We start from the raw sequence: 24,632 nt of genomic DNA on the forward strand, positions 1-24,632 counted from the left end.
ATGAGAGCGCTCTCAGCGGGTGGACCGTACGGGCGGGCCTGAAAGGGTGTCAACCACCGTGACGCAGACTGTTGCGTTCAGGAGTCGAAAGCCCAGGTCGTGCTCTTCCGGAGATTACGTTCAGGTTTCGGGGTCTTGACGAGGGAAGTTCCGCCCCGGCACTCTCTCGGCATCGGTTGAGAGCGCTCTCAGAAAATTGGGCGTCCACCGACCGCCCGGCTTTCCCGCTCCGCACTCCACCCACGCTCCCGCCCCGCCCTGGAGGCCTTCGCATGGCTACCCCGAGAGTCCGCCGCTCCACCGCTGCCCTGGGCAGCACCGTCCTCGCCACCGCGCTCCTGCTCACCGCCTGCAGCTCCGGCGGCACCGGGTCCAAGGACTCCGCCGACGGCAAGGTGACCATCACGGTGGACCTGTTCGGCACCTTCGGGTTCAAGGAAGCCGGCCTGTACGACGAGTACACGAAGCTCCACCCGAACGTCACCATCAAGCAGACCGACACCCAGGACGAGGGCCAGTACTGGCAGGCGCTGCAGACCAAGCTCGCGGGCGGCGGCGGCCTCGCCGACGTCCAGGGCCTGGAGGTCGGCCGGGTGGCCAGCGTGGTGCAGAAGCAGGCCGACAAGTTCACCGACCTCAAGACCCTCGGCCTCGGCGACGTCAACGACGGCCTGGTCCCGTGGAAGGGCGCGGCGATCAAGACCGCGGACGGCAAGGTGCTCGGCGCGGGCACCGACATCGGCCCCGAGGCGATCTGCTACCGCACCGACCTGTTCAAGGCCGCCGGCCTGCCCACCGACCGCGCCGAGCTCGCCGCCAAGTGGTCCAGCTGGCAGGGCTACCTCGACCTCGGCAAGCAGTACGCCGCCAAGGCCGAGGCCGGCAACGCCTGGACCGACAGCGCCGCCGGCATGTTCACCGCCGAGGTCGGCCAGCAGAAGGTCCGCTACGCCGACGAGTCCGGCAAGGCCGTGTACGACAGCAGCCCGGCCGTGAAGACCGCCTGGACCGACGCCACCGCACTGGTCGCCGACGGCCTCTCCGCCAAGCTCGCCCAGTGGACGCCCGAGTGGAACAAGGCCTTCACCACCGGCAAGTTCGCCACCCTCTCCTGCCCCGCCTGGATGATCGGCTACATCAAGGGCCAGGCCGGCGAGGCCGGCGCGGGCAAGTGGGACATCGCCCCCGGCCCCGGCAAGACCGGTAACTGGGGCGGCTCGTACCTGACCGTCCCGCGCACCGCCAAGCACCCCAAGGAGGCCGCCGAGCTGATCAAGTGGCTGACCGCCAAGGAGCAGCAGGCCACCCTGTTCACCAAGCAGGGCTCCTTCCCGTCCTCCACCGGCGCCCAGGACGCCATCAAGGACGTCACCGACGCGTACTTCAACAACGCGCCGATCGGCCAGATCTTCAGCGAGTCGGCCAAGGCGATGCCCGCCCAGGTGCTCGGCACCGACGACGGCGTGATCGGCAAGGCGTTCACCGACGCCCTCGGCGAGGTCGAGCGCACCGGCACCGCCCCGGACACCGCCTGGAAGCACGCGCTGGACAACGTCAAGAAGGCCAACGGCAACTGACGCTCCGTCGGACCAGGCAGTCAACCCGGTCGGCCCGCCCCGTCGTTCCCGTGACGCCGGGGCGGGCGGCCCCCGTCGAAGGACCCTCGAAGGACCCCGCCCATGGCCCTCAGCTCCACCGCCCGGCTGCCCGTCGGCCGACCCGCCGCCAAGCGGCCCGGCCGGTTGCGCCGCCGACTCGCCCCGTACGGCTTCCTCGCCCCGTTCTTCGCGCTGTTCGCCGCGTTCGGGCTGTTCCCGCTGCTGTACACCGCCTGGGTGTCGCTGCACCGGGTCGAACTCCAGACCTCCGACCGGATGGACTGGCTCGGCTTCCAGAACTACACCCGGCTGCTGGCGGACCCGTTCTTCTGGAACGCGCTGCGCAACACCTTCACCATCGGCGTGCTCTCCACCGTCCCACAGCTGCTGATGGCCCTGGGCCTGGCCCACCTGCTCAACTACCGGCTCCGCGGCCGCACCTTCTTCCGGGTCGCGATGCTGATGCCGTACGCCACCTCGGTCGCCGCCGCCACCCTGGTGTTCGCCCAACTCTTCGGCCGTGACTACGGGTTGATCAACTGGGTGCTCGACAGCATCGGCCTCCACCCGGTCGACTGGCAGGCGGACACCTGGGCCTCGCAGTTCGGCGTCTCCGCGATCGTCACCTGGCGCTGGACCGGCTACAACGCGCTGATCTACCTGGCCGGCATGCAGTCCATCCCCGGCGAGCTGTACGAGTCCGCGGCCGTCGACGGCGCCTCGCGCTGGCAGCAGTTCCGGCACGTCACCGTCCCCGGCCTGCGCCCCACCATCGTGTTCACCGTGGTCGTCTCCACCATCGGCGCCACCCAGCTGTTCGGCGAACCCCTGCTCTACGAGGGCAACTCCGGCGGCGGCATCTCGCACCAGTACCAGACCCTCGGCCTCTACCTGTACGAGCAGGGCTGGACGTTCTTCCACCTCGGCCGGGCCGCCGCCGTCGCCTGGGTGATGTTCCTGCTGATCGTGCTGCTCGCCCTGCTCAACGCGGCGATCGCCGCCCGCCGCAACCGTACGGACCGGTGACCCGATGACCCACGTGACCCAGGCGACCCAGGCGACCCAGGTGATCGACAAGCCCGCCGCCGCGGACGGCGACCGGACCCCCGCCAAGGCGCGCAGGGCGCGCTCGCCGCTGCACGGCGGGCCGCTCGCCTACGCCGTGCTGATCGGCGCCACCCTGCTCGCGGTCTTCCCGTTCTACTGGACGCTGGTCGCCGCCAGCCGCTCCAACTCCGAACTCAGCGGAGCCACACCCGCGTTGACGCCCGGCCCGAACCTGTTCCACAACATCGGCGAGGCGCTCCAGCAGGCCGAGATCGGCAAGGCGCTGCTCAACTCGCTGATCGTCTCCGGCGTGGTCACCGCCGGCGTGGTGCTCTCCTCCACGCTCGCCGGGTTCGCCTTCGCCAAACTGCGCTTCCGCGGTCGCGGCGCGCTGCTCGCGCTCACCGTCGGCACCATGATGATCCCGCCGCAGCTCGGCGTGATCCCGCTGTTCATGGTCATCGTCAAGCTCGACCTGCAGAACAAGCTGCCCTCGGTGATCCTGCCCTCGCTGGTCTCCGCGTTCGGCGTGTTCTTCATGCGGCAGTACCTGGTGCAGGCGCTGCCGGACGAACTCGTCGAGGCCGGCCGGATGGACGGCGCCTCGCTGCTGCGGATCTTCCGCTCCATCGTGCTGCCCGTGGCCCGCCCCGGCATGGCCGTGCTCGGCATGCTCACCTTCATGGCCACCTGGAACGACTTCTTCTGGCCGATCGTCGCGCTCAGCTCGCAGAACCCCACCGTGCAGGTCGCGTTGAAGTCGCTGGGCCAGGGCTACGTCCCCGACCAGTCGGTGGTGATGGCCGGCACCCTGATCGGCACCCTGCCCGTCCTGGTGGTGTTCGGGCTGCTCGGCCGGCAGATCGTCGGCGGCATCATGCAGGGCGCGGTCAAGGGCTGACGCCCGCCACCGCCCCGCTGCTGCCCGCTGCCGGCCCGCCGCGCCGACACACCCCCAACTCGTCCGAATGGAACGTGACATGACCGTCGACACTCTCCCCATGACCACTGCCTCCAACGCCGCCGAGTCCGCCGGATCCGCCGAGCCCGCCGCCGAGCCCGCCGCCGAAGCCGCCCGCTTCCCGGCCGGGTTCGTCTGGGGCGCCGCCACCGCCGCCTACCAGATCGAGGGTGCCGCCGACCAGGACGGCCGCACCCCGTCGATCTGGGACACCTTCGCCCGCCGCCCCGGCGCCGTCCGCAACGGCGACACCGGCGACATCGCCGCCGACCACTACCACCGCTACCGCGACGACGTCGCCCTGATGTCCGAACTCGGCCTGCGCGCCTACCGGTTCTCGCTCGCCTGGCCCCGGGTGCGGCCCGGCGGCCGGGGCCCCGCCAACGAAGCCGGACTCGACTTCTACGACCGGTTGGTCGACGAACTCCTCGGCGCCGGCATCACCCCCGTCGCCACCCTCTACCACTGGGACCTGCCCCAGGAGCTGGAGGACGAGGGCGGCTGGACCAACCGCGACACCGCGTACCGCTTCGCCGAGTACGCGAGCCTCGCCGCCGGCCGGCTCGGCGACCGCGTCCCCACCTGGACCACCCTCAACGAGCCCTGGTGCAGCGCCTTCCTCGGCTACGGCAACGGCGTGCACGCCCCCGGCCGCACCGACCACGCCGCCGCCCTCGCCGCCCACCACCACCTGCTGCTCGCCCACGGCCTCGGCACCGCCGCGCTGCGCGCCGAACTCCCCGACACCGCCCAGGTCTCGCTCACCCTCAACCTGGCCGCCGTCCGCCCGCTCTCCACCGACGCCGCCGACCTCGACGCCGCCCGCCGGATCGACGGCCTGGCCAACCGGATCTTCCTCGACCCGGTGTTCCGCGGCAGCTACCCCGAGGACGTCCTCGCCGACACCGCCCACGTCACCGACTGGTCCTTCGTCCGGGACGGCGACCTCGCCGAGATCTCCCGCCCCATCGACTCGTTGGGCATCAACTACTACACGCCCACGGTCGTCGCCGCCGAGGAGCGGTCGGAGACCGCCGCGGACGGCCCGCGCGGCGACGGCCACCAGGGCGACAGCCCCTGGCCCGCCGACCAGGGCATCCGCTTCCTGCCCGCCCCCGGCACCCGCACCGCGATGGGCTGGCCTGTCGACGCCGACGGCCTGTACGAACTCCTCACCCGGCTGCGCGACGACCTCCCCGGCGTCCCGCTGCTGGTCACCGAGAACGGCGCCGCCTACGAGGACTACACCGACCCCACCGGCGCCGTCCACGACCCCGAGCGGATCGACTACCTGCACACCCACCTCGCCGCCGTCCACCGCGCCATCACCGACGGCGCCCCCGTCCGCGGCTACTTCCTGTGGTCGCTGCTCGACAACTACGAATGGGCGTACGGCTACAGCAAGCGCTTCGGCATCGTGCACGTCGACTTCGCCAGCCAGCGCCGCACCCCCAAGGACAGCGCGCACTGGTACGCCCGGGTGATCCGGGACGGCGCCCTGCCGCGGTAGGGGCCGGCGGGTCCTCCGACCGGCGGGAGCCCGACCCGCTCGCGGCGCCCGCCGCGGCGACCGCCGCGCTGCCCGCCGGTCGGAGGACCCGCAAAATGCGGTGACGGCGGGCGGACGGCGCTCCTAGACTCGGCTCGCTGGACGACGCCCGGGCCCGGAGAGGCCGCCGGGCGCACCGTGACGTGAGTGGAGAGGGAGGGACCGGTCGTGCGTGGCACCGCTGTCGTCGTTCCCCCGTCGCGGTTCGAGGTGATCCTGGTGTCCCGGGCCGGCCGGTGCCCGCTGCGCGGCCGGTGCCGGTAGGAACCGCGAAGTCCCCGTCCCACCCCCTTCGTCGGCCCCCGTTCCGCCTGCCCGTCCGACGCGGCAGGCGCCGTCCGGGCGGCCGCGGGGCCGCGGGACGCCCCTCGTGGTGCCGTGAATCGCGCCGTCGATTCCAGGAGCGAACTCCGAAGGGCCACCGGCCATGCGCACCGACCTCAGCACCACCGTTCCCACCACTGCCGTTCCCACCACTGCCGTTCCCACCACTGCCGTCCCCACCGCTGCCGTTCCCACCGCCTCGGTTGCCGCCGCCCCGGTCGTCGCCACGGTCCGCAACCTCGGCATCCTCGCCCACGTGGACGCGGGCAAGACCACCGTCACCGAGCGGGTGCTGTTCCTGACCGGGGAGACCCACAGGCGCGGCGAGGTCCACGAGGGCACCACCGTCACCGACTTCGACCCGCAGGAGCGCGACCGCGGCATCACCATCTTCGCCGCGGCCGTCAGCTGCCGGTGGGACGGCCACCTGCTCAACCTGATCGACACGCCCGGCCACGTCGACTTCGCGGACGAGGTGGAGCGCTCGCTGCGCGTGCTGGACGGCGCGGTGGCCGTGTTCGACGCGGTCGCGGGTGTCGAGCCGCAGAGCGAGTCGGTGTGGCGACAGGCGGACCGGCACGGCGTGCCGCGGATCGCCTTCGTCAACAAGATGGACCGGCCCGGCGCCGACCTGGACGCCGCCGTCGCCTCCATCCGGGACAGGCTCCACCCCGTGCCGCTGGCCGTGCAGGTGCCGATCGGCCGGGAGGGCGGCTTCGTCGGCGTGGTCGACCTGGTCGACCTGCGCGCGCTGACCTGGCCGGACGGTGCCGAGCCCGGCGACGGCTACCAAGTCGGGGACGTACCCGAGGAGTTGGCGGCCGAGGCGACCCGGCGACGTCAGGATCTGGCCGAGGCGGTGGCCGAACTGCACCCCGCCGCGCTGGAGGAGTACTGCGCCACCGGCACCCTCACGGCCGGCACGCTCACCGGTGCACTGCGCCAACTCACCGCCGACGGGCAGGCGGTGGTGGTGCTGTGCGGCTCCGCGTACCGCAACCGCGGCGTCGAGCCGCTGCTGGACGCGGTCACCGCGTACCTGCCGTCGCCGCTGGACGTCCCGCCGGTCCGTGGCGAGTACGCCGGCGTACCGCAGGAACGCGCCGCCGACGCCCGACAGCCGTTCTCCGCCCTGGTGTTCAAGGTCACCGCGAGCACCACCGGGCGGCTCAGCAGCCTGCGCGTCTACTCCGGCACGCTACGGAAGGGGGACACCGTGCTCGACGCGCGCACCGGCCGCACCGAGCGGATCGGCCGCATCCTGCGGGTGCAGGCCGACCGGCACAGCGAGACCGACCACGCGGTGGCCGGCGACATCGTCGCCGTGGTCGGCGCGAAGCACGCCAGGGTCGGCAGCACGCTGTGCGCCCCGCACGCCCCGCTGGTGCTCGAACCGGCCGCCGCCGCCGACCCGGTGGTGACCGTCGCGGTCGAGGCCCGCCGCACGGTCGACACCGACCGGCTGGCCGCCGCGCTGGCCCGGCTCACCGAGGAGGACCCGTCCCTGGTGGTCGGCACCGACCCGGAGAGCGGGCAGCGCACGCTCGCCGGCCTGGGCGAACTCCACCTGGAGGTCGCGGTGGAGAAGCTGCGCCGGGCCGGGCTGGAGGTCACCGTCGGCCGACCGGAGGTCGCCTACCGGGAGACCCTCGGCGCGGCGGTGGCCGGCCTCGTCCTGCGGCACGTCAAACAGGACGGCGGCTCCGGGCAGTTCGCGCACATCGTGGTCGACGTCGCCCCGCTCGGCGAACCCGGCACGGACGGCTTCGCGTTCGGCTCCACCGTCACCGGCGGGCGGGTGCCGCAGGAGTTCGTGCAGGCCGTCGAGGCGGGCTGCCGGGACGCCCTCGCGGAGGGCCCGCTCGGCCACCCGGTCACCGGCGTCCGGGTCACCCTCACCGACGGGGCGACCCACGTCAAGGACTCCTCCGACCTGGCGTTCCGCACCGCCGGGCGGCTCGCCCTGCGCGAGGCGCTGCGGCGCGGCGGCCCGCTGCTGCTGGAACCTGTCGTGGAACTCACCGCGACGGTCCCGCCGGACAGCGTCGGCGGCGTCCTCGGCGACCTGTCCGCCCGCCGGGGCCGGGTGCACGGCTCCGAGCCGCGCGGCGGCAGCGCGGTGCTGACGGCGACCGTCCCGCTGGCCGAACTCTTCGGCTACGCGGGCGCGTTGCGCGGCCGCACGCAGGGCCGGGGCACCTTCACCACCCGGCCCACCGGGTACGCCCCCGCGCCGCGCGCGCAGCAGTAGCGACCGGGGCTTCGGCCCGGCCCGGTCCGGACCCGGTCCGGCCCCGTCCCGCCCTCCCGGCGGGGCGGGGCCGTCGTCGCGGGGCGCCCGTTCGCGCGGGCGTCCGTTCGCCCGTTCGCGCGGCCCTCGGGTCAGTGCAGCCAGCCGCGTTCGGCGGCGCGGGCCCCGGCCTGGAAGCGGCTGCGGGCGCCCAGCACCTCCAGCGCCTCCGCGGTCAGCCGGCGGACGGTGCGCTCCGAGACGCCCAGCTTGCGGGCCGCGACCACGTCGGTGTCGCCGCGCTGCAGGATCCGCAGCAGCGCGTAGTGCTGCGCCGTCATACCGTTGAGGTCGCGCCCCCGGGGGTGGCACAGCGGCGCGGCGCCCTGCCACAGCCCGTCGAACAGCGCGCACAGCGCGGCGACCGGCCCGCGTCCGTGCAGCACGGTGGCGGTGTCGGCGCGCTCGGGGTCGAGCGGCAGGACGGCGTCCTCCCGGTCCAGCACGACCATCCGCAGCGGCAGCGAGCCCACGGTGCGGACCTGGCCGCCCAGCCCGACCAGCCACCGGGCGTACTCCACCACCTGCGGGCGGTTGCGCACCGCGTCGACGAACAGCACCCGCAACTCGACGCCGCGCAGCAGCAGTTCCTCGACCGGCAGCCCGACGGGGTCGGCCGGGGCGGCCGCGCCGCTCGGGCCGCCGCTCGGACTGCTGCCCGGGCCGCTGCCGGGGAGGTCGTTCGGGACGAGGGCCAACACCTGGGAGGTGGCCGCCGCCCCGAGTTCGGCCAGCCGGTCGCGGATCGCGTCCGCGCCGAGCAGGCTCTCGCCCCGGGTGTGGTGGCGGTCCGCCTCGGCCTCGGCGCGCAGCTGCCCGTACGCGGCCCTGGCCTGCTCGAACTCCTGCCGGTGCAGCAGTAGTTCGGCCTCGCGGCGGGCGAGCAGCGCGGCCAGTCCGAGCTCCGGCACCACCGGGCGGAGCAGGGTCCGGTCGTCCCGGGACGGACGGAGCAGTCCGAGTTCGGTCAACTCGACTCGGGTGGCGGTCAGTTGTTCGCCACTCAGGCCCAGGCGGGCGGTCAGCTCGCCGTCCGCGGCGTCGGGCGCGCGCAGCAGCTCGCGGTACAGCCGGTCGGCTCGGTCGCTCAGGCCGAACGCCTGGAGGGCGACGGGCATCTCAGCCGAGGCCCGGGGCGCGGCCGTGGCGGTGACGGTGTCCGTCGTGGCGTCCGGGGCGGGTCACCGTGTGCATCGACGCCGTTCCTCCGTCCGCCTGTTCGATGACGTCGAGGTAGGTCTAGACCATTGGGGCGCCTGGTGTCAAAGGGCGCGGGCCGTGGCCGGTGCCCCGGCCGGAACCAGCGGCGCAGGGTTCGGACACCCTCCGCTCCGGCGGGCCGGCCGGAGCGGAGGGTGGGGCGCCGGAGGCGGTGGACGTGCCCCGGCCACCCGGTCCGGACGGTCAGTAGGTGAGCAGGCCCGGGTCGGAGAGCGACGGGGCGCCGGTCTCGACGTGCCCGGCCAGGCGGCGGACGAAGTCGGCGCTCTGGTCGGAGGTGACGGTGAGGTCGTACCAGCGGCGGCATGTGGAGAGGTCGACGGTGAGGGTGACGGTGCCGCCGCGGCGGACGGTGACGGCCCGCGGGGAGCCGGCGTAGGCGTTGGTCACGGTGAGGACGGCGTCGGCGCCGGCCGGGTTGGTGAAGGTCAGGACGAGGTTGCCGGTGGCGGCGTCGTGGCGGGCGGTGACCTCGGGGCCGGCGGTCTTGCCGGGGTTGCGGAAGCGGCGCAGGAAGCCGTTCGGGCCGAACACGGTGAGGTCGGTGACGCCCTTGGAGTAGCTGGTGTTCCAGGCGTCGGACAGGGTCTTGCCGGCCTCGGTGGTGTACGTCCACGGGCCGTCGGTGCGGTTCGCCGAGGTGACCAGGAACTGGGCGCCTGCGGCCGGTCCGCCGCTGAACGCGAGGGCGTACTTGCCGGTCGAGACGTCGGCCGAACCGTCCACGTACGGCGCGTACTTGAGCGGGCGGGTGGGCTTGGCGCCGGCCTCCTGCCGCGGCATCGTGCCGGTCGCGGGCGGGGCCGGGACGTAGTCCGGGTGCCGGTTGCGGTCGGCGGGCAGGTAGGCGGCGGTGGACGGCAGCACGGCCGGGGCGGTGTTGCTCGCCGTGAAGTCGAAGGCGGAGGTGAGGTCGCCGCAGATGGCCCGCCGCCAGGGGGAGATGTGCGGTTCGGCGACGCCGAAGCGCCGCTCGATGAAGCGGATGATCGAGGTGTGGTCGAAGGTCTCCGAGCAGGTGTAGCCGCCGGTGCTCCACGGCGAGACCACCAGCATCGGCACCCGCTGCCCGAGACCGTACGGCCCGGCCGCGTAACTCGCGTTGCCCGCGAACCAGTCGGCGCCGGTGGCGACCGTGGACAGGCCCTGGTTGGCGGAGGCGGGCGGGAACGGCGGCACCACGTGGTCGAAGAAGCCGTCGTTCTCGTCGTAGGTGATGAACAGCGCGGTGCGGGCCCAGACGTCCGGGTTCGAGGTCAGCGCGTCCAGCACCTGCGCGACGTACCAGGCGCCGTAGTTCGCGGGCCAGTTGGGGTGCTCGGTGTACGCCTCGGGTGCGACGATCCAGGACACCTGCGGCAGCGTGCCGGCCGCGACGTCGCGGCGCAGCTGGTCGAACAGGCCGTCGCCGGCCTTGGCGTTCGTACCGGTCCGGGCCTTCTCGTACAGGGCCGAACCGGGCTGCGCGTTGCGGTAGTTGTTGAAGTACAGCAGCGAGTTGTCGCCGTAGTTGCCGCGGTGCGCGTCGCCGATCCAGCCCCAGGAGCCGGCCGCGTTCAGGCCGTCGCCCACGTCCTGGTAGATCCGCCAGGAGACGCCGGCCGCCTCCAGCCGCTCCGGGTAGGTCGTCCAGGAGTAGCCCGCCTCCTGGTTGCCCAGCACCGGCCCGCCGCCGGTCGCGTCGTTGCCGGTGTACCCCGTCCACATGTAGTAGCGGTTCGGGTCGGTGGAGCCGATGAACGAGCAGTGGTAGGCGTCGCACAGCGTGAACGCGTCGGCCAGCGCGTAGTGGAACGGGATGTCCTGCCGGGTCAGGTACGCCATCGTGGTGGCCGTCTTGGCGGGCACCCACTGGTCGTACTTGCCGCCGTTGAACGCCTTGTGGCCGCCCGCCCAGTCGTGGTTGAGGTCCTGGAGGAACTGCATCCCGAGGTCGTTCGCCTGCGGCCGGAACGGCAGGATCTCCTTCTTCGAACTGTTCGCCTGGTACCAGACCGGCTTCCCGCTCGGCAGCGTCACCGGCCGCGGGTCACCGAAGCCGCGCACCCCCTTCAACGCGCCGAAGTAGTGGTCGAACGACCGGTTCTCCTGCATCAGCACCACGATGTGCTGCACGTCCTGGATGGTGCCGGTGGCGCCCTGCGGGACGATCGAGGCGGCCCGCGCGATGCTGGGCGCCAGCGCGGAGAACGCCAGGCTCGCACCGGCCAGTTGGAGAAAACGACGCCGGCTCGGCTCGCTCGGCTCGTTGGGTTCGTTCGGCCGGTTCGGCTCGTTCGGCTGATTCGGCTCGTTCGGTTCAACAGTCACGGGAGACACGACCTCTGGACGGGGACGGACGGAGGGTGCCCCCCAGGACAGCGCGCCCGGGGTACCGCCCGTCGTCCCGCCCGTGACCGCCCGGCGTACGCCGGACGAACGCCTCGACTTGTCCGGACAAGTGCGCCCGGTTCGCCGCCAAGTTGTGCAGACAAGGCCAATTCGGCCGCGAGGGCGGGGAGCCCGGCGCGGTCATCGGCCGGTCCCGTGCTCAGGCGGCGGTGATCGGGCGGACGGTGGTGCCCGTGGCGGTGCCGGTGGTGTGGGCGGTGACCAGGTGGCGCAGGGCGCGGTCGGTGGCGGGGTCGGCGGGGGTGAGGGTGAAGAGGTGGTGGTCGCCGGTGGTCAGGATGTCGTAGTGGAGGCGGAGCAGGCCGGCCTCGGGGTGGTCGACGCGCTTGGTGCCGGCGGAGCGTTCGAGCACGGTGTGGTCGTCCCACCAGAGAGCGAACTCCGGGCTCCTGGCGCGCAGTTCGGCGAGCAGGGCGGCCAGGCGGGGGTCCTCCGGGTGACGGGCGGCGGCGGTGCGCAGGTGGCCGACGGTCTCGCGGGCGACCCGGGGCCAGTCGAGCTGGGTGGGGCGGGTGGCCGGGTCGAGGAAGAGCATGCGGGCGGTGTTGTCGGTCGCACCGGTGCCGAACGCCGGGCCGAACAGGGCCCGGGCGGCCGCGTTGTGGGCCAGCACGTCGAGCCGGTGGTCGGCCAGGTACGCCGGGAACAGCGGCATGCCGTCCAGGAGTTGGCGCAGCGAGTCGCGGATCCGGGGAAGCGGCGCGGGAGCCGCGGGGCGGACCGGCGTCTCGCCGCGGGCGATCCGGTGCAGGTGGCGGTGCTCGTCCGGAGTGAGCCGCAGCGCCTCGGCGAGGGCGTCCAGGACGGCGCCGCCCGGAGTGCCGACCCGCCCCTGCTCCAGCCGGACGTACCACTCGACGCTGACGGCGGCGAGCTGGGCGACCTCCTGGCGGCGCAGCCCCGGGGTGCGGCGGCGCGGACCGTGCGGCAGGCCGACCTCCTCGGGCCGCAGGCGGGCGCGCTTGGCCCGGAGGAAGGCGGCCAGCTCGGCCTGCCTGGGCACGGGGGCCCGCCTGGGCGCCTGCGGGGACGGTGCGGGCTCGGTCATGCCCCCGATCATCGGTGCGGCCGCGGCGGACCGTCCAGTCCGGACCCTGGTACGCCGGGTACCACCATCCGGCGGGCCTCCCCGGCGGGCGGGCGGCGGACGAGGGTGGGGGCATCCGAAGCCGGACCCGACCACCGACAGGGAGCCCCGCGCCATGTCTCCTTCGCCTCGTACCGCCGTCACTGCCGTTCCCGAGGCCACCACGCTCCCGACCGCGGCCGCGACCGCGACCGCCACCGCCACTGCCACCGTCGGCCGGCGGTCGCGCCGGGCCCGGACCGCGGCCGTCCTGCTGTCCGCCGCCACCGTGCTGACCCTGCTGGGGGCCGCCGACTCGAGTGCCCAAGCGGGCCGGAAGGCAACGGACTTCGGGCGGGTCTCGGTCCGCTCCGGGATCCCGGTCGGCGTCGAGCGGTTCGCGGTGAGCAGCCCCGATCTGCCCAACGGCCGCTTCCCGCAGGAGCACTGGGCGAACTCCTTCGGCTGCGAGGGCGGAAACCAGCCGCTGCGCCTGGAGTGGCACGGCGCCCCGGTCGGGACGAGGAGCTTCGCCGTCACCATGTTCGACCCGGACGCGCCGACCGGCTCCGGCTTCTGGCACTGGCTGGTCTGGGACGTGCCGGCCGCCACCACCACCCTGGGGAGGACGCTGCCCGCCGGTGCGGTGGACGGCACCAACGCCGCCGGCGCGCAGGGCTACATGGGCCCCTGCCCGCCGGTCGGCGACCGCACGCACCGCTACCGGATCACCGTCTACGCCCTGGACACCCCGAGCCTGGGGCTGCCCGCCGCCACCCCCTCCACCGTCACCGCGTTCACGATGGGCGGCCACGTCATCGGCTACGCGCAGACCACGGCGCTGGCCGCCCGCTGAACCGCCTCCGCCGGGCGGCTAGTCGAGGGAGGCGAGGCGCAGGCCGCCGTCGGTCTCCAGGACGGTGCCGGTGAGGTTGCGGTTGGTCGCGGCCAGCACGACCGCCTCGGCGACGTCCGCCGGGGAGGCGATCCGGCGGGTCGGCAACCGGTCGGCGGCCTGGGCGAAGTAGGCCTCCCGGGCCTCCTTCGGCAGGCCGTCCCACCAGGGGGTGTCGACCAGTCCGGGGGAGACCGCGTTGACCCGGCGCGGCGCCAACTCGGCGGCCAGCGGCCGGATCATCGCCTCCAGCGCCCCGTTCACCGCGGCCAGGCCGGCGGTGCCCGGCATGCCGGTGCGCGCCGAGACCGCGGTGACCAGCGTGATCGACCCGTCCGCGGCCAGGTGCGGCAGCGCGGCCTGCACCGTCGTCAACTGCCCCCAGAACTTGGCCTCGAAGGCGTTGCGCAGGGTGCCGAGGTCGAGTTCGGCGAACGGCCCGGCGCCCTCGCCGCCGCTCAGCGAGACCACCAGCCAGTCCAAGGTGCCGATGGCGGCGAGGAGTTCGGCGATCCGGGCGCGGTCGCCGCCGTCCGCCCGGTGCCCGATCAGCTCCGGGTCGCTCCCCGCCAGCGCCGCCAGCCGCTCCTCGCTGCGGCCCGCCACGTGCACCACGGCCCCGCGGGCGCGCAGTTGGCGGGCGGTCTCCAGTCCGATGCCCGACGTGCCGCCGACCACCAGTGCGGTGCGCTCACTCATGCGTGCTCCCTCCCCTGTGTCCTGTCCGCGAGCCGCCGGTCCGCAATTTCGAACCGCGACGTCTCGTCTCGAATTAAGGTAGCGTGGTCGCCGTGATCGAGCAAGCGACCCCAGGACCGACCGGGCCGACCGGGCCGACCGGTGCGGCCGCACCGACCGGATCGGCCGCACCGACCGGATCGGCCGAGCTGACCGGACCGGCCGGTGGAACCCCGACCCCCGTGCGACCGGGGCGCCGACGCAGCGAGGAGAGCCGGCGGGCGATCCTCGCCGCCGCGTACGAGCTGCTCGCCGAGGCCGGCTACGCGCGCCTCACCGTCGAGGGCATCGCCGCCCGGGCCGGCACCGGCAAGCAGACCGTCTACCGCTGGTGGCCCGGCAAGGCGGACGTCCTGCTCGAAGCCGTCACCGCGCACGCCCGGCAGCACGTCCCGCTGCCCGACACCGGCGACCACGCCGCCGACCTGCACGCCTTCCTCGCCGCCACGTTCGCCGCCGCCACCCCGCCCACCACCGACGCCCTGCGCGCCCTGATGGCCGAGGCCCAGATCGACCCCGTCTTCGGCGAACGCTTCCGCGACACCCTGCTGCGCCCCCGCCGCGAAGCCCTCGGCACCCTGGTCGACCGCGCCCACGCCGCCGGCGCCCTCGCCCCGCACCTCACCCCCGCCACCGCCGTCGACCTCGCCTTCGGCCTGCTCTGGTACCGCCTGCTCGCCACCGGAGACCCCCTCGACGAACCGCTCGCCGCCCTGCTCACCCGCACCCTGCTGCGCTGAGCCGCCCGCGGCGCCGGGCCGTCCCGTTTGTTGCGCCGCGTGTCCGGGGCCACCCCGGGCGCGGGGCCGTCGAACGGCTGGACGAGCATGGCGGGGTGCCGACCGAAACGCCCTCCCGCCCGTCCCCGCAGCCCGGGCCCGCCCCGTCCGGGCTGCGCCGCCTCACCCGCGGTGCCTTCGCCGACCTCACCCCGCTGCGCGCCAGCCCCGACTACCGGCGACTCTGGTTCGGGCAGACGGTCTCCTCGATCGGCCAGCAGATGACCGCCCTCGCGGTCGGCATCCAGGTCTACGCCCTCACCCGCTCCGCCTTCCTCACCGGACTGGTCGGCCTCTTCTCCCTGGTGCCCCTGATCGTCTTCGGCCTGTACGGCGGCGCCATCGCCGACCGGGTCGACCGCCGCCGCCTCGGCCTGCTCGGCTCCGCCGGCCTCGCCGCCGTCTCCGCGCTGCTCGCCGCCCAGGCCCTGCTCGACCTGCGCTCCGTTCCCCTGCTGTACGCCGCCGTCGCGCTCCAAGGCGGCTTCTTCGCAGTCAGCTCGCCCGCCAGGTCCTCGATGATCCCGCGCCTCGTCCCGCGCGAGCAGCTGCCCGCCGCCAACGCCCTCAACACCATCGGCATGAACCTCGGCCAGACCGTCGGCCCGCTGCTCGGCGGCGTCGCCGTCGCCGCGTACGGGGCGCAGAGCGCGTACCTGGTCGACACCGTCGCCTTCACCGCCACCCTCTACGCGATGTGGCGGCTGCCCGCGATGCGCCCGCAGAGCACCACCGGCAAGCGCGCCACCGTCCTCGACGGCCTGCGCTTCCTGCGCGGCCAGCCCAACCTCCGCACCTCCTTCGCCGCCGACCTCGCCGCGATGATCTTCGGCCTCCCGCGCGCCCTCTTCCCCGCGATCGTCCTGCCCTTCTACGGCGGCGACGCCGGCACCGTCGGCCTGCTCGCCGCCGCCCCCGCCGTCGGCGCCCTCGCCGGCGGCCTCTTCTCCGGCTGGATCGGCCGCATCCACCGCCACGGCGTCGCCGTCCTCGGCTCCGTCACCGCCTGGGGCCTGGCCATCGCCGCCTTCGGCGTCGTCCACAACCTGCCGCTCGGCCTGCTCCTGCTCGCCGCGGCCGGCTGCGCCGACACCGTCTCGATGATCTTCCGCAACACGATGATGCAGGTCGCCGCCCCCGACGAGATGCGCGGCCGCCTCCAGGGCGTCTTCATCGTCGTCGTCGCCGGCGGCCCCCGCCTCGGCGACTTCGAATCCGGCACCGTCGCCGCCCTCACCACCCCCACCGTCTCCATCCTCACCGGCGGCCTCGCCTGCGTCGCCGCCGTCCTCTACCTCGCCGCCCGCCGCCCCGCCTTCCTCCGCTACGACGCCCGCCACCCCACCCCCTGACCCACCCCCGCCCGCCCCCGGCCCCGCCCGCCCGGCACGCACCCGAAACCTGGCAGCGAGCACCCCCCGACGTGCTGTATTGTTTTCCACGTCGCCGAGAGATCGGCGACAGGGTCAGAAAGCCAAGGAGCCCACCAGGGCCACCGGGCGGACGACCACGGGACGTGGCGCAGCTTGGTAGCGCACTTGACTGGGGGTCAAGGGGTCGCAGGTTCAAATCCTGTCGTCCCGACTGTGAAGTCGGTTGTGGGAGCCGGTACTTGGGAAACCGAGTGCCGGCTCTTTCTGTTGCGGTGTCAGGTGGTGGTCGCATGGTGGTGGCCGGACCACATGGGCCATTTCTCGGTGGGGTCGTCGAGGCGCGGGGTGCGGTTGGCGGGGCGTCGCCGGTGGGGGCGGGGGTGCTGGCGTACGGGTCGGCTGGTGCGGCAGACGGGGGTGCCGAGTTCTTCGCGGTCGGCGTTGTCGAGGATCCAGGCGATGCCGTCGGCGCCGGCGCGGGCGGCGCGGGGGGTGAGTTCGGCGTAGATGTTGGCGCTGGTGGACAGGGTCCGGTGGCGCAGGGTCTTGGACATGATGGGCAGCGGGACGCCTGCGGCGAGTCCGAAGCTCGCGGCGAGGTGGCGCAGGTCGTGGAGGGCGATGCGGGGGACGCCGGCTTTGTCGCAGAGCAGGTGGAAGTGGTCGAGGACGTTCTTGGGGTGCAGGGGGCGGCCGTGGCGGTGGAAGACGTAGCCGGTGGGGTCGGTGTTGCCGAAGGGGCCGGGGTCGGCTTGGTTGTCGAGGGCGGCGGCTGCGCGGTGGGAGAGGGCGACCCAAGCCCTGCTGTATTTGGTCTTCGGGGTGGTGAGGAGGAGCTGGTTGTTGTCGACGACGGAGAGGGTGTGGCGCACGAACAGGACGCCTTCGGCTTGGTGGACGTCGTCCCAGTGGAGGGCGAGGGCTTCGCCCTTGCGCAGGCCGGTGGTGATCATGAGTTCGGCGAGGTCGGCGTAGAGGGGGTCGGTGGCGCGGGTGAAGCGCAGGAAGCGGACGGTCTGGGCTTCGGTCCACAGGTGTCGGGGTGCGGAGGCGGGGCGTGGCAGGAGTGGGGGTTTGGCGGCGTTGTGTGTCAGGCGGTCGCTGGAGAGGGCGCTGGAGAGGGTCGCCATGATGCGGTAGACGGTCACGCGGCCGCGGCCGGCCTTCAGCTGGGCGGTGACGTAGGCGTGTAGGTGCTGGCGGTCGAGGTCGTCGAGGGGGATGTCGCCGAGGGCGGGGATGAGGTCTTTTTCGACGTAGTCGCGGTAGCGGGCCATGGTCGTGGCCTTGCGGTAGAGGGCTTTCTCGTCGAGCCACTGGTACAGGTAGTCGGCGGTCTTCTGCCGCGGGTCGGCGATGAACCCCAGGGCGAGGGCCTCGTTGAACTTGCGGAGTGCGATGCGCGCTTCGATCTCGTCGGGGAAGCCGGCGCGGCGCAGGGTGCGTCGGCGGCCGGTGAGGGAGGGGGCGTCGACGGCGAACGCCCAGCTGCCGTGGCCGGGATCGGCCAGGCGCGGGCAGCGGGTGCCGAGCTGGCGGCGCTGGGCGTCGCGGCAGCCGCAGCGCCGGTAGACGCGCCCGCGGTCGGGGACAGGGGTGCGCATGGTGATCGCCTCGGAAAAGGGCCGGGTGCGCGAGGGCCTGCCCTTCCCAGTGTGCTCCCGCGAGGCGACCACCGTGCGACCACCAGGACGGGAAAATGCCCCCTGACCTGCGGATCTCCCCTGACCAGCGGCAAAGGGAGATCCACGGCTGCCCCGCTGCGCGGTGTCGGTCAGATGAGGCGGTCGCGGTGCGCGGCGGCGGCTTCGCGCACGAGCCGGGCGAAGCGCTCGTGGCTGCGCCGCTGGTGCTCCTCGGCCTGTTCGTCGCCCCGAACCTCGGCAGCGCCGAGGTCTTCGTCATCCTCGTCGTCCTCGCCGGATTCGCTGTGCAGGAGCCAGCAGCCGTGGATGCCGATCAGGAGGTCTTCGAGGAGGTCGCGGGCTGGTCGCTCAGGGGGAAGGGGCCAGCAGGATGCCGTGCTCCGGGCCGAAGGGCTGTAGGAGCCGGTGGCCTCGTCCTGGATGTGGGTGCCACGGTGGATGCCGCAGTGTGGTGTGAGTGTCGAGGACGGCGGACGACGGCTTCGGGTGCCTTCCCCCGTCAGGTTGTAGGCCTGACCATGGATATGCCGGTGATCAAGTATGGCCTCGGACAGCAGGGCGGGCGGTATCGGGCAGCGCTCCGCAGAGTGGGTGCCACTCTGATGGGTGGGGGAGCCCGAAGGTGCGGTGGCAACGCGACGGCGGGCGGTCGATCCGTCCCCCTCGGACGGAGGTCGACCGCCCGCCAGCTTCGGAGGGGAGGGTGCCTCTGGTGGGATTCCCCCGTTCCTCGACGGGGTGGCCGCGGCCCCGAGGCGGGGGTCGCCTGGCTCGGGGCCGCGGTGGGGTGGACACGGATCTCCGGACGTCGCAGGGGCTTGGTGAACGGCCGGAGGGTGTCCGGGGACGGATCGCGCCCTGGGGCCAGGGCGCGATCCGCCGGTTCGGGAGCCGGGCCCGGCTCAGGACCAGACGGTGAAGTTGACGGAGACGCTGGAGGTCTTGCCGGTGGCGTCCGTCACGGTGAGGGTGGCGGTTCGGAAGCCCCAGGTGGTGGGGGTGCCGGTGATGGTGCCGGTGGTGCGGTTGATGGTGAGGCCGGCGGGCAGGCCGCTGGCGCTGTAGGCGTAGGGGGTGGTGCCGCCGGTGGTGGTGAGGGGGATGCTGACCGGCGTGCCGACGTAGACGTTCTGCGCGCCGGGGTTCTTCAGCACGGGGCTGGTGCCGTTCTGGGTGGAGGTGACGAGGCTGACGTTGAACTTGGTGAGGGCCTCGTTGACGGGCTGGAACATGGTGAACGGGTCGGTGCCGCTGCTGCAGGTGGCGGTGCCGCCGCCGGAGTGCAGGCCGACGGCCTTGCCGCCGGTGGCCGTGACGTAGCTGCCGCCGGAGTCGCCGCCCGCAGAGCAGGCGCTGGAGTAGGACAGGCCGTTGACGGTCACGTTGGGGTAGACGACGCTCTGGTCGACCTTGGTGACCTTGCCGCAGTGGTAGCCGGTGGTCTGTCCGGAGTGGCAGACCGCGGTGCCCACGACGGCGTCCGCGGAACCGGTCACGGTGACGTCGCCCCCGCTCCCGCCCCAGCCGCTGACCTTGCTGCTGAGCGCCCACTTCGAGTCGGTGACGTCGACGATGCCCATGTCGCCCTCGGAGCCGTTGACGCTGCCGACGCCGCCCTTGTTGGACACGCCGAGGAAGGTGCCGTCCTTGCCGTAGGCGTTCGTGTCGGCGTCGGTGGTGCAGTGGCCGGCGGTCAGGAAGGCCTTGGCACCGTTGGCGCGGGTGACGGGGAAGCCGATCGAGCAGACCCACTTGGTGCCGACCAGCCACTTCTCGCCGCCGACGACGGTGCCGCCCTGCTGGTGCGGCACGTCCGTGCTCTCGGTGACGTGGACCAGGTCGCCGAGCGGGGCGAAGGAGGCCAGGAAGGCGGAGGTGGCGTCGGTGGAGCGGGTCGGGTCGACGGTGATCTCGACCCGGTCGGCGCGGACGTCGGGGCCCCAGGAGACCACGCCGGGTATGCCCGCGGCCTTGGCGGCCACCGAGGCGAGGGCCCGGTCGAGGTCGGCCTTGGAGTGGGCCACCTGGTGGGCGACGGCGCCGGCGGCGCGGGCGGTCCTGGCGTCGGCGTCGGTGGTGACGGCGGTGTGCAGGTGTCCGTCGGCCTCGTCGAACCAGACGCCGGCGACCCGGTCGCCCAACTGGGCGTTGACCGCGGCCGCGGTGCGGCTCGCCGAGGCCTCCTGGGCGATCCGCTGCTGCAGGCCGCTGTCCGACAGGTGCAGGTCGCGCATCATCGCGGCGCGGATGGCTTCGGGGACGGGCACCGACGCGGCGGCGTCGGTGGGGGTGTTCTTGGCCTGGGCCGGCAGGGAACCGGCGCTGATGAGGGCGGCGGTCACCACGGCGGTGGCGAGGGTCGTCCGGACGAGGCGAACGTGCATGGGTGGGGGAGCCCTTCTCGTGGGGGAGCCGGCGCGGAGGAAGCCGGTGGGTGCTGCGGGCCCGCGCCGTTGAGGGCCCGCAGCACGCGCTCCGGCAGGAGGCGGCCGGCGGGAAGGCGGTCACCCGTCCTGGGAGCGGACACCACCGTCGCGGCTGCGGCCCCCGGCCGTACATTGGGGAAAACCCTCGCGTTGCACCGGGTTTACCGGTCGGACGGGAACGGCGGCGCGCAGCGGCGCAGCCGCGAACGCCCCGGTGGAGTGCGGCGTTTCGTCGCTGTGCGAAGGCGTTGCCCCGGCACCGCAGGGCTCTCAGGGGGCGGGGAACCGTGGGCAGGCCGAAGGTGCGGGCGGCGTCACGTCGGCGAGGAGGGTGCGGCGAGATGCCGGACCTGCGGCGGGGCGCGTTTCCGCCCGTGCGGGCGCGCTCGTCCTGCGTTCCACGCCGGCGGTCCGGTCAGAAGACGGAGAGGCCGGTGAGGGTGGTGAAGCGGTCGAGGGCCCACAGGCCGGCCACCGAGTTGCCGTGCCGGTCGAGTCCGGGGCTCCAGACGCACAGCGTGCACACGCCGGGGACGACGGCGATGATTCCTCCGCCGACGCCGCTCTTGCCGGGGAGCCCGACGCGGTAGGCGAACTCGCCGGCCGCGTCGTAGGTGCCGCAGGTGAGCATGACGGCGTTGACCTGCTTGGCCTGGCTGCGGGTCAGCAGGGCCGAGCCGTTGGTCCGCAGCCCGTGCCGGGCCAGGAAGCCGGCGGCGCGGGCCAGGTCCGCGCAGGAGGCGGCGATCGAGCACTGCCGGAAGTAGGCGGCCAGCAGGTGGCGGACCGGGTTGGTGATGTTGCCGTAGGAGGCCATCAGGTGGGCCAGCGCGGCGTTGCGGTCGCCGTGGGCCGTCTCGGAGGCGGCGACCTCGGGGACGAAGTCGACGGCCGGGTTGCCGCTCTCGTCGCGCAGCAGGTCCCTGACGCGCCCGGCGGCGTTCCCGGTCAGGGTCTGGAGCCGGTCGGTGACCACCAGGGCGCCGGCGTTGATGAACGGGTTGCGCGGGACGCCGTTCTCGTACTCCAGCTGCACCAGGGAGTTGAAGGGGTTGCCGGAGGGCTCGCGGCCCACCCGCCGCCAGATGCCCTCGCCGTCGAGGGAGAGCACCAGGGCCAGGGCGAAGACCTTGGTGAGGGACTGGGTGGAGAAGGCGTCCTGCCAGTCGCCGACGCCGTGGACCGTGCCGTCCGGTTCGGCGAGCGCCATGCCGAAGCGCCGGGGGTCGGCCTCGGCGAGCAGCGGGATGTAGTCGGCCGGGCGGCCGCGGTCGTGGATCTCGGCCACCTCGTGCTCGATGCGGTCCAGGACGGCGCGGAAGCGCCGGGCCGCGGGCGCGGGGTCGGTTCTGCCGCGGAGAGGGGTGTGGAGCACCGGAGTCCCTGGGGGAGGTGGGCAGGTGGAAGGGGGCGTGGTCGTCCCGGCGTCACGGGTCGCGGAGGGGTGGGGCGGTCACTCCTGGGGTCTCGCCCGGTGGCCGTCGGTGCCCGTCCACCGCGTTCGATCACCCGGAGGCCGCGGCGACCGGCGAGAGGATCCGGTTCAGAGGGTGCGTGGACCGCTGGAGCGAGGGTCGTCCGCCGCCTCGGGTCGATCGTCACGCAGCCATCGTCCGCACTGGCGGCCCCCTTCCGCATCGGGGGAATCCCTCGTCGTCACCACGGCCCTCCACCACCGCCCGCCCGGGGCCGCCCGGACCTCCTGACGTACCTCGGTGTGGTTGCTCAGGAGAAAGCGGGAGAGCGCTCTCCCAAAAATGGCGAAGGCGGTTTGCCTCATGCTTTTCCGTGGCGACATCGTGACCGGGTCATCGATTCGACTCTTGAACACAGAGCCGTTCGTTCGTGCCTCAGTGAGCGGTCTGCGCGTCGAGTCTTCCCGTGAACGTCCGGAATTCGGTATTTCCTGCACCGATTTCTGCTCATTGTTTCGGAACTTGTTCTGTTCATTGACGTGGGCGCAACAGTGGCGCAATCATCACGCACGAGAGAGCGCTCTCTCATTCCTGACCACCCCAGGAGAGATGCCGTGACAGGTAGCCCCCCACATCGCCCCCTGGTCCTCGCGTTCGTCGCCGTCCTGATCGCGACCCTCGCGCTCGCGGTGAACCAGGCCGCCCCCGCCCGCGCCGAGGGCACCCTGCTGTCGCAGGGGAAGACCGCCACCGCCTCCTCCACCGAGAACGCGGGGACGCCGGCCGCCTCCGCGGTCGACGGCAACACCGGCACCCGCTGGTCCTCGGCCGCCGCCGACCCGCAGTGGCTCCAGGTCGACCTCGGCGCCACGGACACCATCACCTCGGTCGTCCTCACCTGGGAGGCCGCGTACGCCAAGGCGTACCAGATCCAGACCTCCACCGACGGCACCACCTGGACGAACGCCTACACGACCACGACCGGGCGGGGCGGCTCCGAGACCCTGGCCGTGAACGGCACGGGGCGCTACGTCCGCGTCCTCGGCACCCAGCGCGCCACCCAGTACGGCTACTCGCTCTGGGAGTTCCAGGTCTACGGCACGGCGGGCACCGGCACCGGAACCGGCGCCTGCTCGACCACCAACGCCGCCCTGAACCGGGCCGCCACCGCCTCCTCCACCGAGAACGCGGGGACGCCGGCCGCCTCCGCGGTCGACGGCAACACCGGCACCCGCTGGTCCTCGGCCGCCGCCGACCCGCAGTGGCTCCAGGTCGACCTGGGCTCCGCGCAGAACGTCTGCGGCGTCCAGCTGTCCTGGGAGGCGGCGTACGCCAAGGCGTACCAGATCCAGGTCTCGCCGGACGGTTCCACCTGGAGCACCGTCTACTCGACGGCCGACGGCCGCGGCGCGACCGAGCTGGTCACCCTGTCCGGCACCGGCCGCTACGTCCGCGTGTACGGTACCCAGCGCGCCACCCAGTACGGCTACTCGCTCTGGGAGTTCCAGGTCTTCACCGGCGGCGGGGGCGGCAACCCGGGCGGCGCGAGGACGCTGCTCTCGTACGGCAAGCCCGCCACCGCCTCGACCTACCAGGACAGCGGCAACTGCCCGGGCTGCACGCCGGCCAAGGCGTTCGACGAGGACCCGGCGACGCGCTGGGCGACCAGCGACGTCAACGGCTGGGTCGACCCGGGCTGGATCGCGGTCGACCTCGGCGCGACCGCGCACGTCACCCAGGTCGTGCTGCAGTGGGACCCGGCGTACGCCAAGGCGTACCAGATCCAGGTCTCACCGGACGGCACCACCTGGACCAGCGTGTACTCCACCACCAACGGCAAGGGCTTCAAGGAGACCCTCGACGTCGACGGCACCGGCCGGTACGTGCGGATGTACGGCACCGCGCGCAGCAACGGCTACGGCTACTCGCTGTGGACCTTCGACGTGTACGGCACCGGCGGCAGCCCCACCGCCCCGCCCGCCCTCCCGCCGAACCCGGCCAACCCGCCGCGCCTGGTGTGGAGCGACGAGTTCAACGGCGCCGCGAACACCAAGCCGGACCCCGCCAAGTGGACCCAGGACCCGGGCAACGGCCAGAACGGCGAACTGGAGCTCTACACCAACGGCGACAACACCAACCTGGACGGCAACGGCAACCTCGTCATCGAGGCCCGCAAGGAGGCCAACGGCCAGTACACCTCCGGCCGGATCAACACCCACGGCCACCTCGACTTCACCTACGGGCACGTCGAGGCCCGGATCAAGGTCAGCGGCACCCAGGGCCTGTGGCCCGCGTTCTGGATGCTCGGCTCGAACTTCAAGTCCGGTACGCCGTGGCCGAACTGCGGCGAGATCGACATCATGGAGCACGTCGGCAAGGTCGCGGACTCGGTGTACTCCACGCTGCACGCCCCGGCCTACAACGGCGGAGGCGGCTACGGCTCGCCGTACACCCTCGCCGGGTCGGACTTCGCCTCCGACTTCCACACCTACGCCGTCGACTGGGACTCCACCCACATGACGTTCGCGGTGGACGGCCACAGCTTCTTCACCGTCGACCGCTCGACGCTGGAGCAGACCCGCGGCCCCTGGGTGTACGACCACCCCTTCTACCTCATCCTCAACAACGCCGTCGGCGGTGACTGGCCCGGCAACCCCGACGCCACCACCGTCCTGCCGCAGAAGATGATCGTCGACTACGTCCGCGTCTCGCAGTGACCCCGGGCTCCGGGACCGGCCGGTCCGGTCCCGGAGCCCCCCCCCCCCCCCCCCCCCCCCCGCCCCCCCCCCCCCCCGCGCCCGCCCCCCCCCCCCCCGGCCGGCGGCGAGGGCGTGGCCGGCCGGGGTGAGGAGGGCGGCGGCGAGGGCGAGGGTGGTGAGTGCGGTGCGCATGGGGCGGGGTCCTCGGGGGAGA

The 24,632-nt window shown here is 73.3% G+C and carries 16 protein-coding genes and 1 tRNA gene; 10 read left to right on the forward strand and 7 right to left on the reverse strand.

Translation table 11 applies throughout. From position 1 onward, the window contains the following. Positions 1 to 272 precede the first annotated feature (272 nt). The 5 genes from ACZ3J7_RS34275 to fusA all read left to right on the forward strand — a co-directional run bounded on the left by ACZ3J7_RS34275 (position 273) and on the right by fusA (position 7,730). Entirely contained in the window at positions 273 to 1,577 is a 1,305-nt protein-coding gene (locus tag ACZ3J7_RS34275) for an ABC transporter substrate-binding protein (RefSeq protein WP_465627298.1), read from the forward strand. A gap of 102 nt (positions 1,578 to 1,679) precedes the next feature. Beyond that, positions 1,680 to 2,624, forward strand: a complete 945-nt coding sequence (locus ACZ3J7_RS34280) for a carbohydrate ABC transporter permease (RefSeq protein ID WP_465627299.1) — start codon at positions 1,680 to 1,682, stop codon at positions 2,622 to 2,624. Positions 2,625 to 2,628: 4 nt separating this feature from the next. Next, positions 2,629 to 3,546 (forward strand): carbohydrate ABC transporter permease, encoded by a 918-nt coding sequence (locus ACZ3J7_RS34285; RefSeq protein WP_465627300.1) that lies wholly within the window; start codon positions 2,629 to 2,631, stop codon positions 3,544 to 3,546. Between the two features lie 100 nt (positions 3,547 to 3,646). After that, a complete protein-coding gene (locus ACZ3J7_RS34290) occupies positions 3,647 to 5,116 on the forward strand; it encodes a GH1 family beta-glucosidase (RefSeq protein WP_465627301.1) in 1,470 nt (489 codons plus the stop codon). Between the two features lie 466 nt (positions 5,117 to 5,582). Next, positions 5,583 to 7,730 carry an elongation factor G gene (gene fusA / locus ACZ3J7_RS34295; RefSeq protein ID WP_465627302.1) on the forward strand — a complete coding sequence of 716 codons (2,148 nt, stop codon included), beginning with the start codon at positions 5,583 to 5,585 and terminating at the stop codon, positions 7,728 to 7,730. A gap of 131 nt (positions 7,731 to 7,861) precedes the next feature. On the opposite strand, the gene ACZ3J7_RS34300 is transcribed toward fusA, so the two are convergent. From ACZ3J7_RS34300 to ACZ3J7_RS34310, 3 genes are all read right to left on the reverse strand, one after another. Further along, positions 7,862 to 8,887, reverse strand: a complete 1,026-nt coding sequence (locus tag ACZ3J7_RS34300; RefSeq protein WP_465627303.1) for a helix-turn-helix transcriptional regulator — start codon at positions 8,885 to 8,887, stop codon at positions 7,862 to 7,864. 286 nt (positions 8,888 to 9,173) lie between these two features. Further along, on the reverse strand, positions 9,174 to 11,300 hold the full coding sequence (locus tag ACZ3J7_RS34305) for a phosphocholine-specific phospholipase C (RefSeq protein WP_465627304.1): 2,127 nt from the start codon (positions 11,298 to 11,300) through the stop codon (positions 9,174 to 9,176). Positions 11,301 to 11,520: 220 nt separating this feature from the next. Further along, positions 11,521 to 12,429 carry a helix-turn-helix transcriptional regulator gene (locus tag ACZ3J7_RS34310; RefSeq protein WP_465627305.1) on the reverse strand — a complete coding sequence of 303 codons (909 nt, stop codon included), beginning with the start codon at positions 12,427 to 12,429 and terminating at the stop codon, positions 11,521 to 11,523. Between the two features lie 154 nt (positions 12,430 to 12,583). Here ACZ3J7_RS34310 and ACZ3J7_RS34315 point away from each other — a divergent pair, with 154 nt between their 5' ends. Continuing rightward, positions 12,584 to 13,303, forward strand: a complete 720-nt coding sequence (locus ACZ3J7_RS34315) for a YbhB/YbcL family Raf kinase inhibitor-like protein (RefSeq protein ID WP_465627306.1) — start codon at positions 12,584 to 12,586, stop codon at positions 13,301 to 13,303. Positions 13,304 to 13,321: 18 nt separating this feature from the next. Here the strand turns inward: ACZ3J7_RS34315 and ACZ3J7_RS34320 are convergent, their stop codons facing one another. Beyond that, positions 13,322 to 14,041, reverse strand: coding sequence for an SDR family oxidoreductase (locus ACZ3J7_RS34320; protein ID WP_465627307.1), 720 nt, complete (start codon positions 14,039 to 14,041; stop codon positions 13,322 to 13,324). Positions 14,042 to 14,262: 221 nt separating this feature from the next. Here ACZ3J7_RS34320 and ACZ3J7_RS34325 point away from each other — a divergent pair, with 221 nt between their 5' ends. The 3 genes from ACZ3J7_RS34325 (at position 14,263) to ACZ3J7_RS34335 (ending at position 16,443) form a co-directional block, all read left to right on the forward strand. Beyond that, positions 14,263 to 14,820 (forward strand): TetR/AcrR family transcriptional regulator, encoded by a 558-nt coding sequence (locus tag ACZ3J7_RS34325; RefSeq protein ID WP_465627308.1) that lies wholly within the window; start codon positions 14,263 to 14,265, stop codon positions 14,818 to 14,820. 95 nt (positions 14,821 to 14,915) lie between these two features. Then, complete coding sequence (locus ACZ3J7_RS34330; RefSeq protein ID WP_465627309.1) at positions 14,916 to 16,211, forward strand: MFS transporter; 1,296 nt, start codon at positions 14,916 to 14,918, stop codon at positions 16,209 to 16,211. A 158-nt stretch (positions 16,212 to 16,369) separates the two neighbouring features. After that, positions 16,370 to 16,443 (forward strand) — tRNA-Pro (locus ACZ3J7_RS34335). A gap of 64 nt (positions 16,444 to 16,507) precedes the next feature. Here ACZ3J7_RS34335 and ACZ3J7_RS34340 read toward each other — a convergent pair. From ACZ3J7_RS34340 to ACZ3J7_RS34350, 3 genes are all read right to left on the reverse strand, one after another. After that, complete coding sequence (locus ACZ3J7_RS34340; RefSeq protein ID WP_465627310.1) at positions 16,508 to 17,836, reverse strand: tyrosine-type recombinase/integrase; 1,329 nt, start codon at positions 17,834 to 17,836, stop codon at positions 16,508 to 16,510. A gap of 944 nt (positions 17,837 to 18,780) precedes the next feature. Further along, positions 18,781 to 20,262, reverse strand: a complete 1,482-nt coding sequence (locus tag ACZ3J7_RS34345; protein ID WP_465627311.1) for a S1 family peptidase — start codon at positions 20,260 to 20,262, stop codon at positions 18,781 to 18,783. Between the two features lie 457 nt (positions 20,263 to 20,719). After that, on the reverse strand, positions 20,720 to 21,679 hold the full coding sequence (locus ACZ3J7_RS34350) for a glutaminase (protein ID WP_465627312.1): 960 nt from the start codon (positions 21,677 to 21,679) through the stop codon (positions 20,720 to 20,722). Positions 21,680 to 22,333: 654 nt separating this feature from the next. Between ACZ3J7_RS34350 and ACZ3J7_RS34355 the strand changes: the two genes are divergently transcribed. Beyond that, positions 22,334 to 24,436 carry a discoidin domain-containing protein gene (locus tag ACZ3J7_RS34355; protein ID WP_465627313.1) on the forward strand — a complete coding sequence of 701 codons (2,103 nt, stop codon included), beginning with the start codon at positions 22,334 to 22,336 and terminating at the stop codon, positions 24,434 to 24,436. The last annotated feature ends 196 nt before the right edge of the window (positions 24,437 to 24,632 follow it).

The sequence above is a fragment of the Kitasatospora sp. NPDC015121 genome, assembly GCF_055562955.1.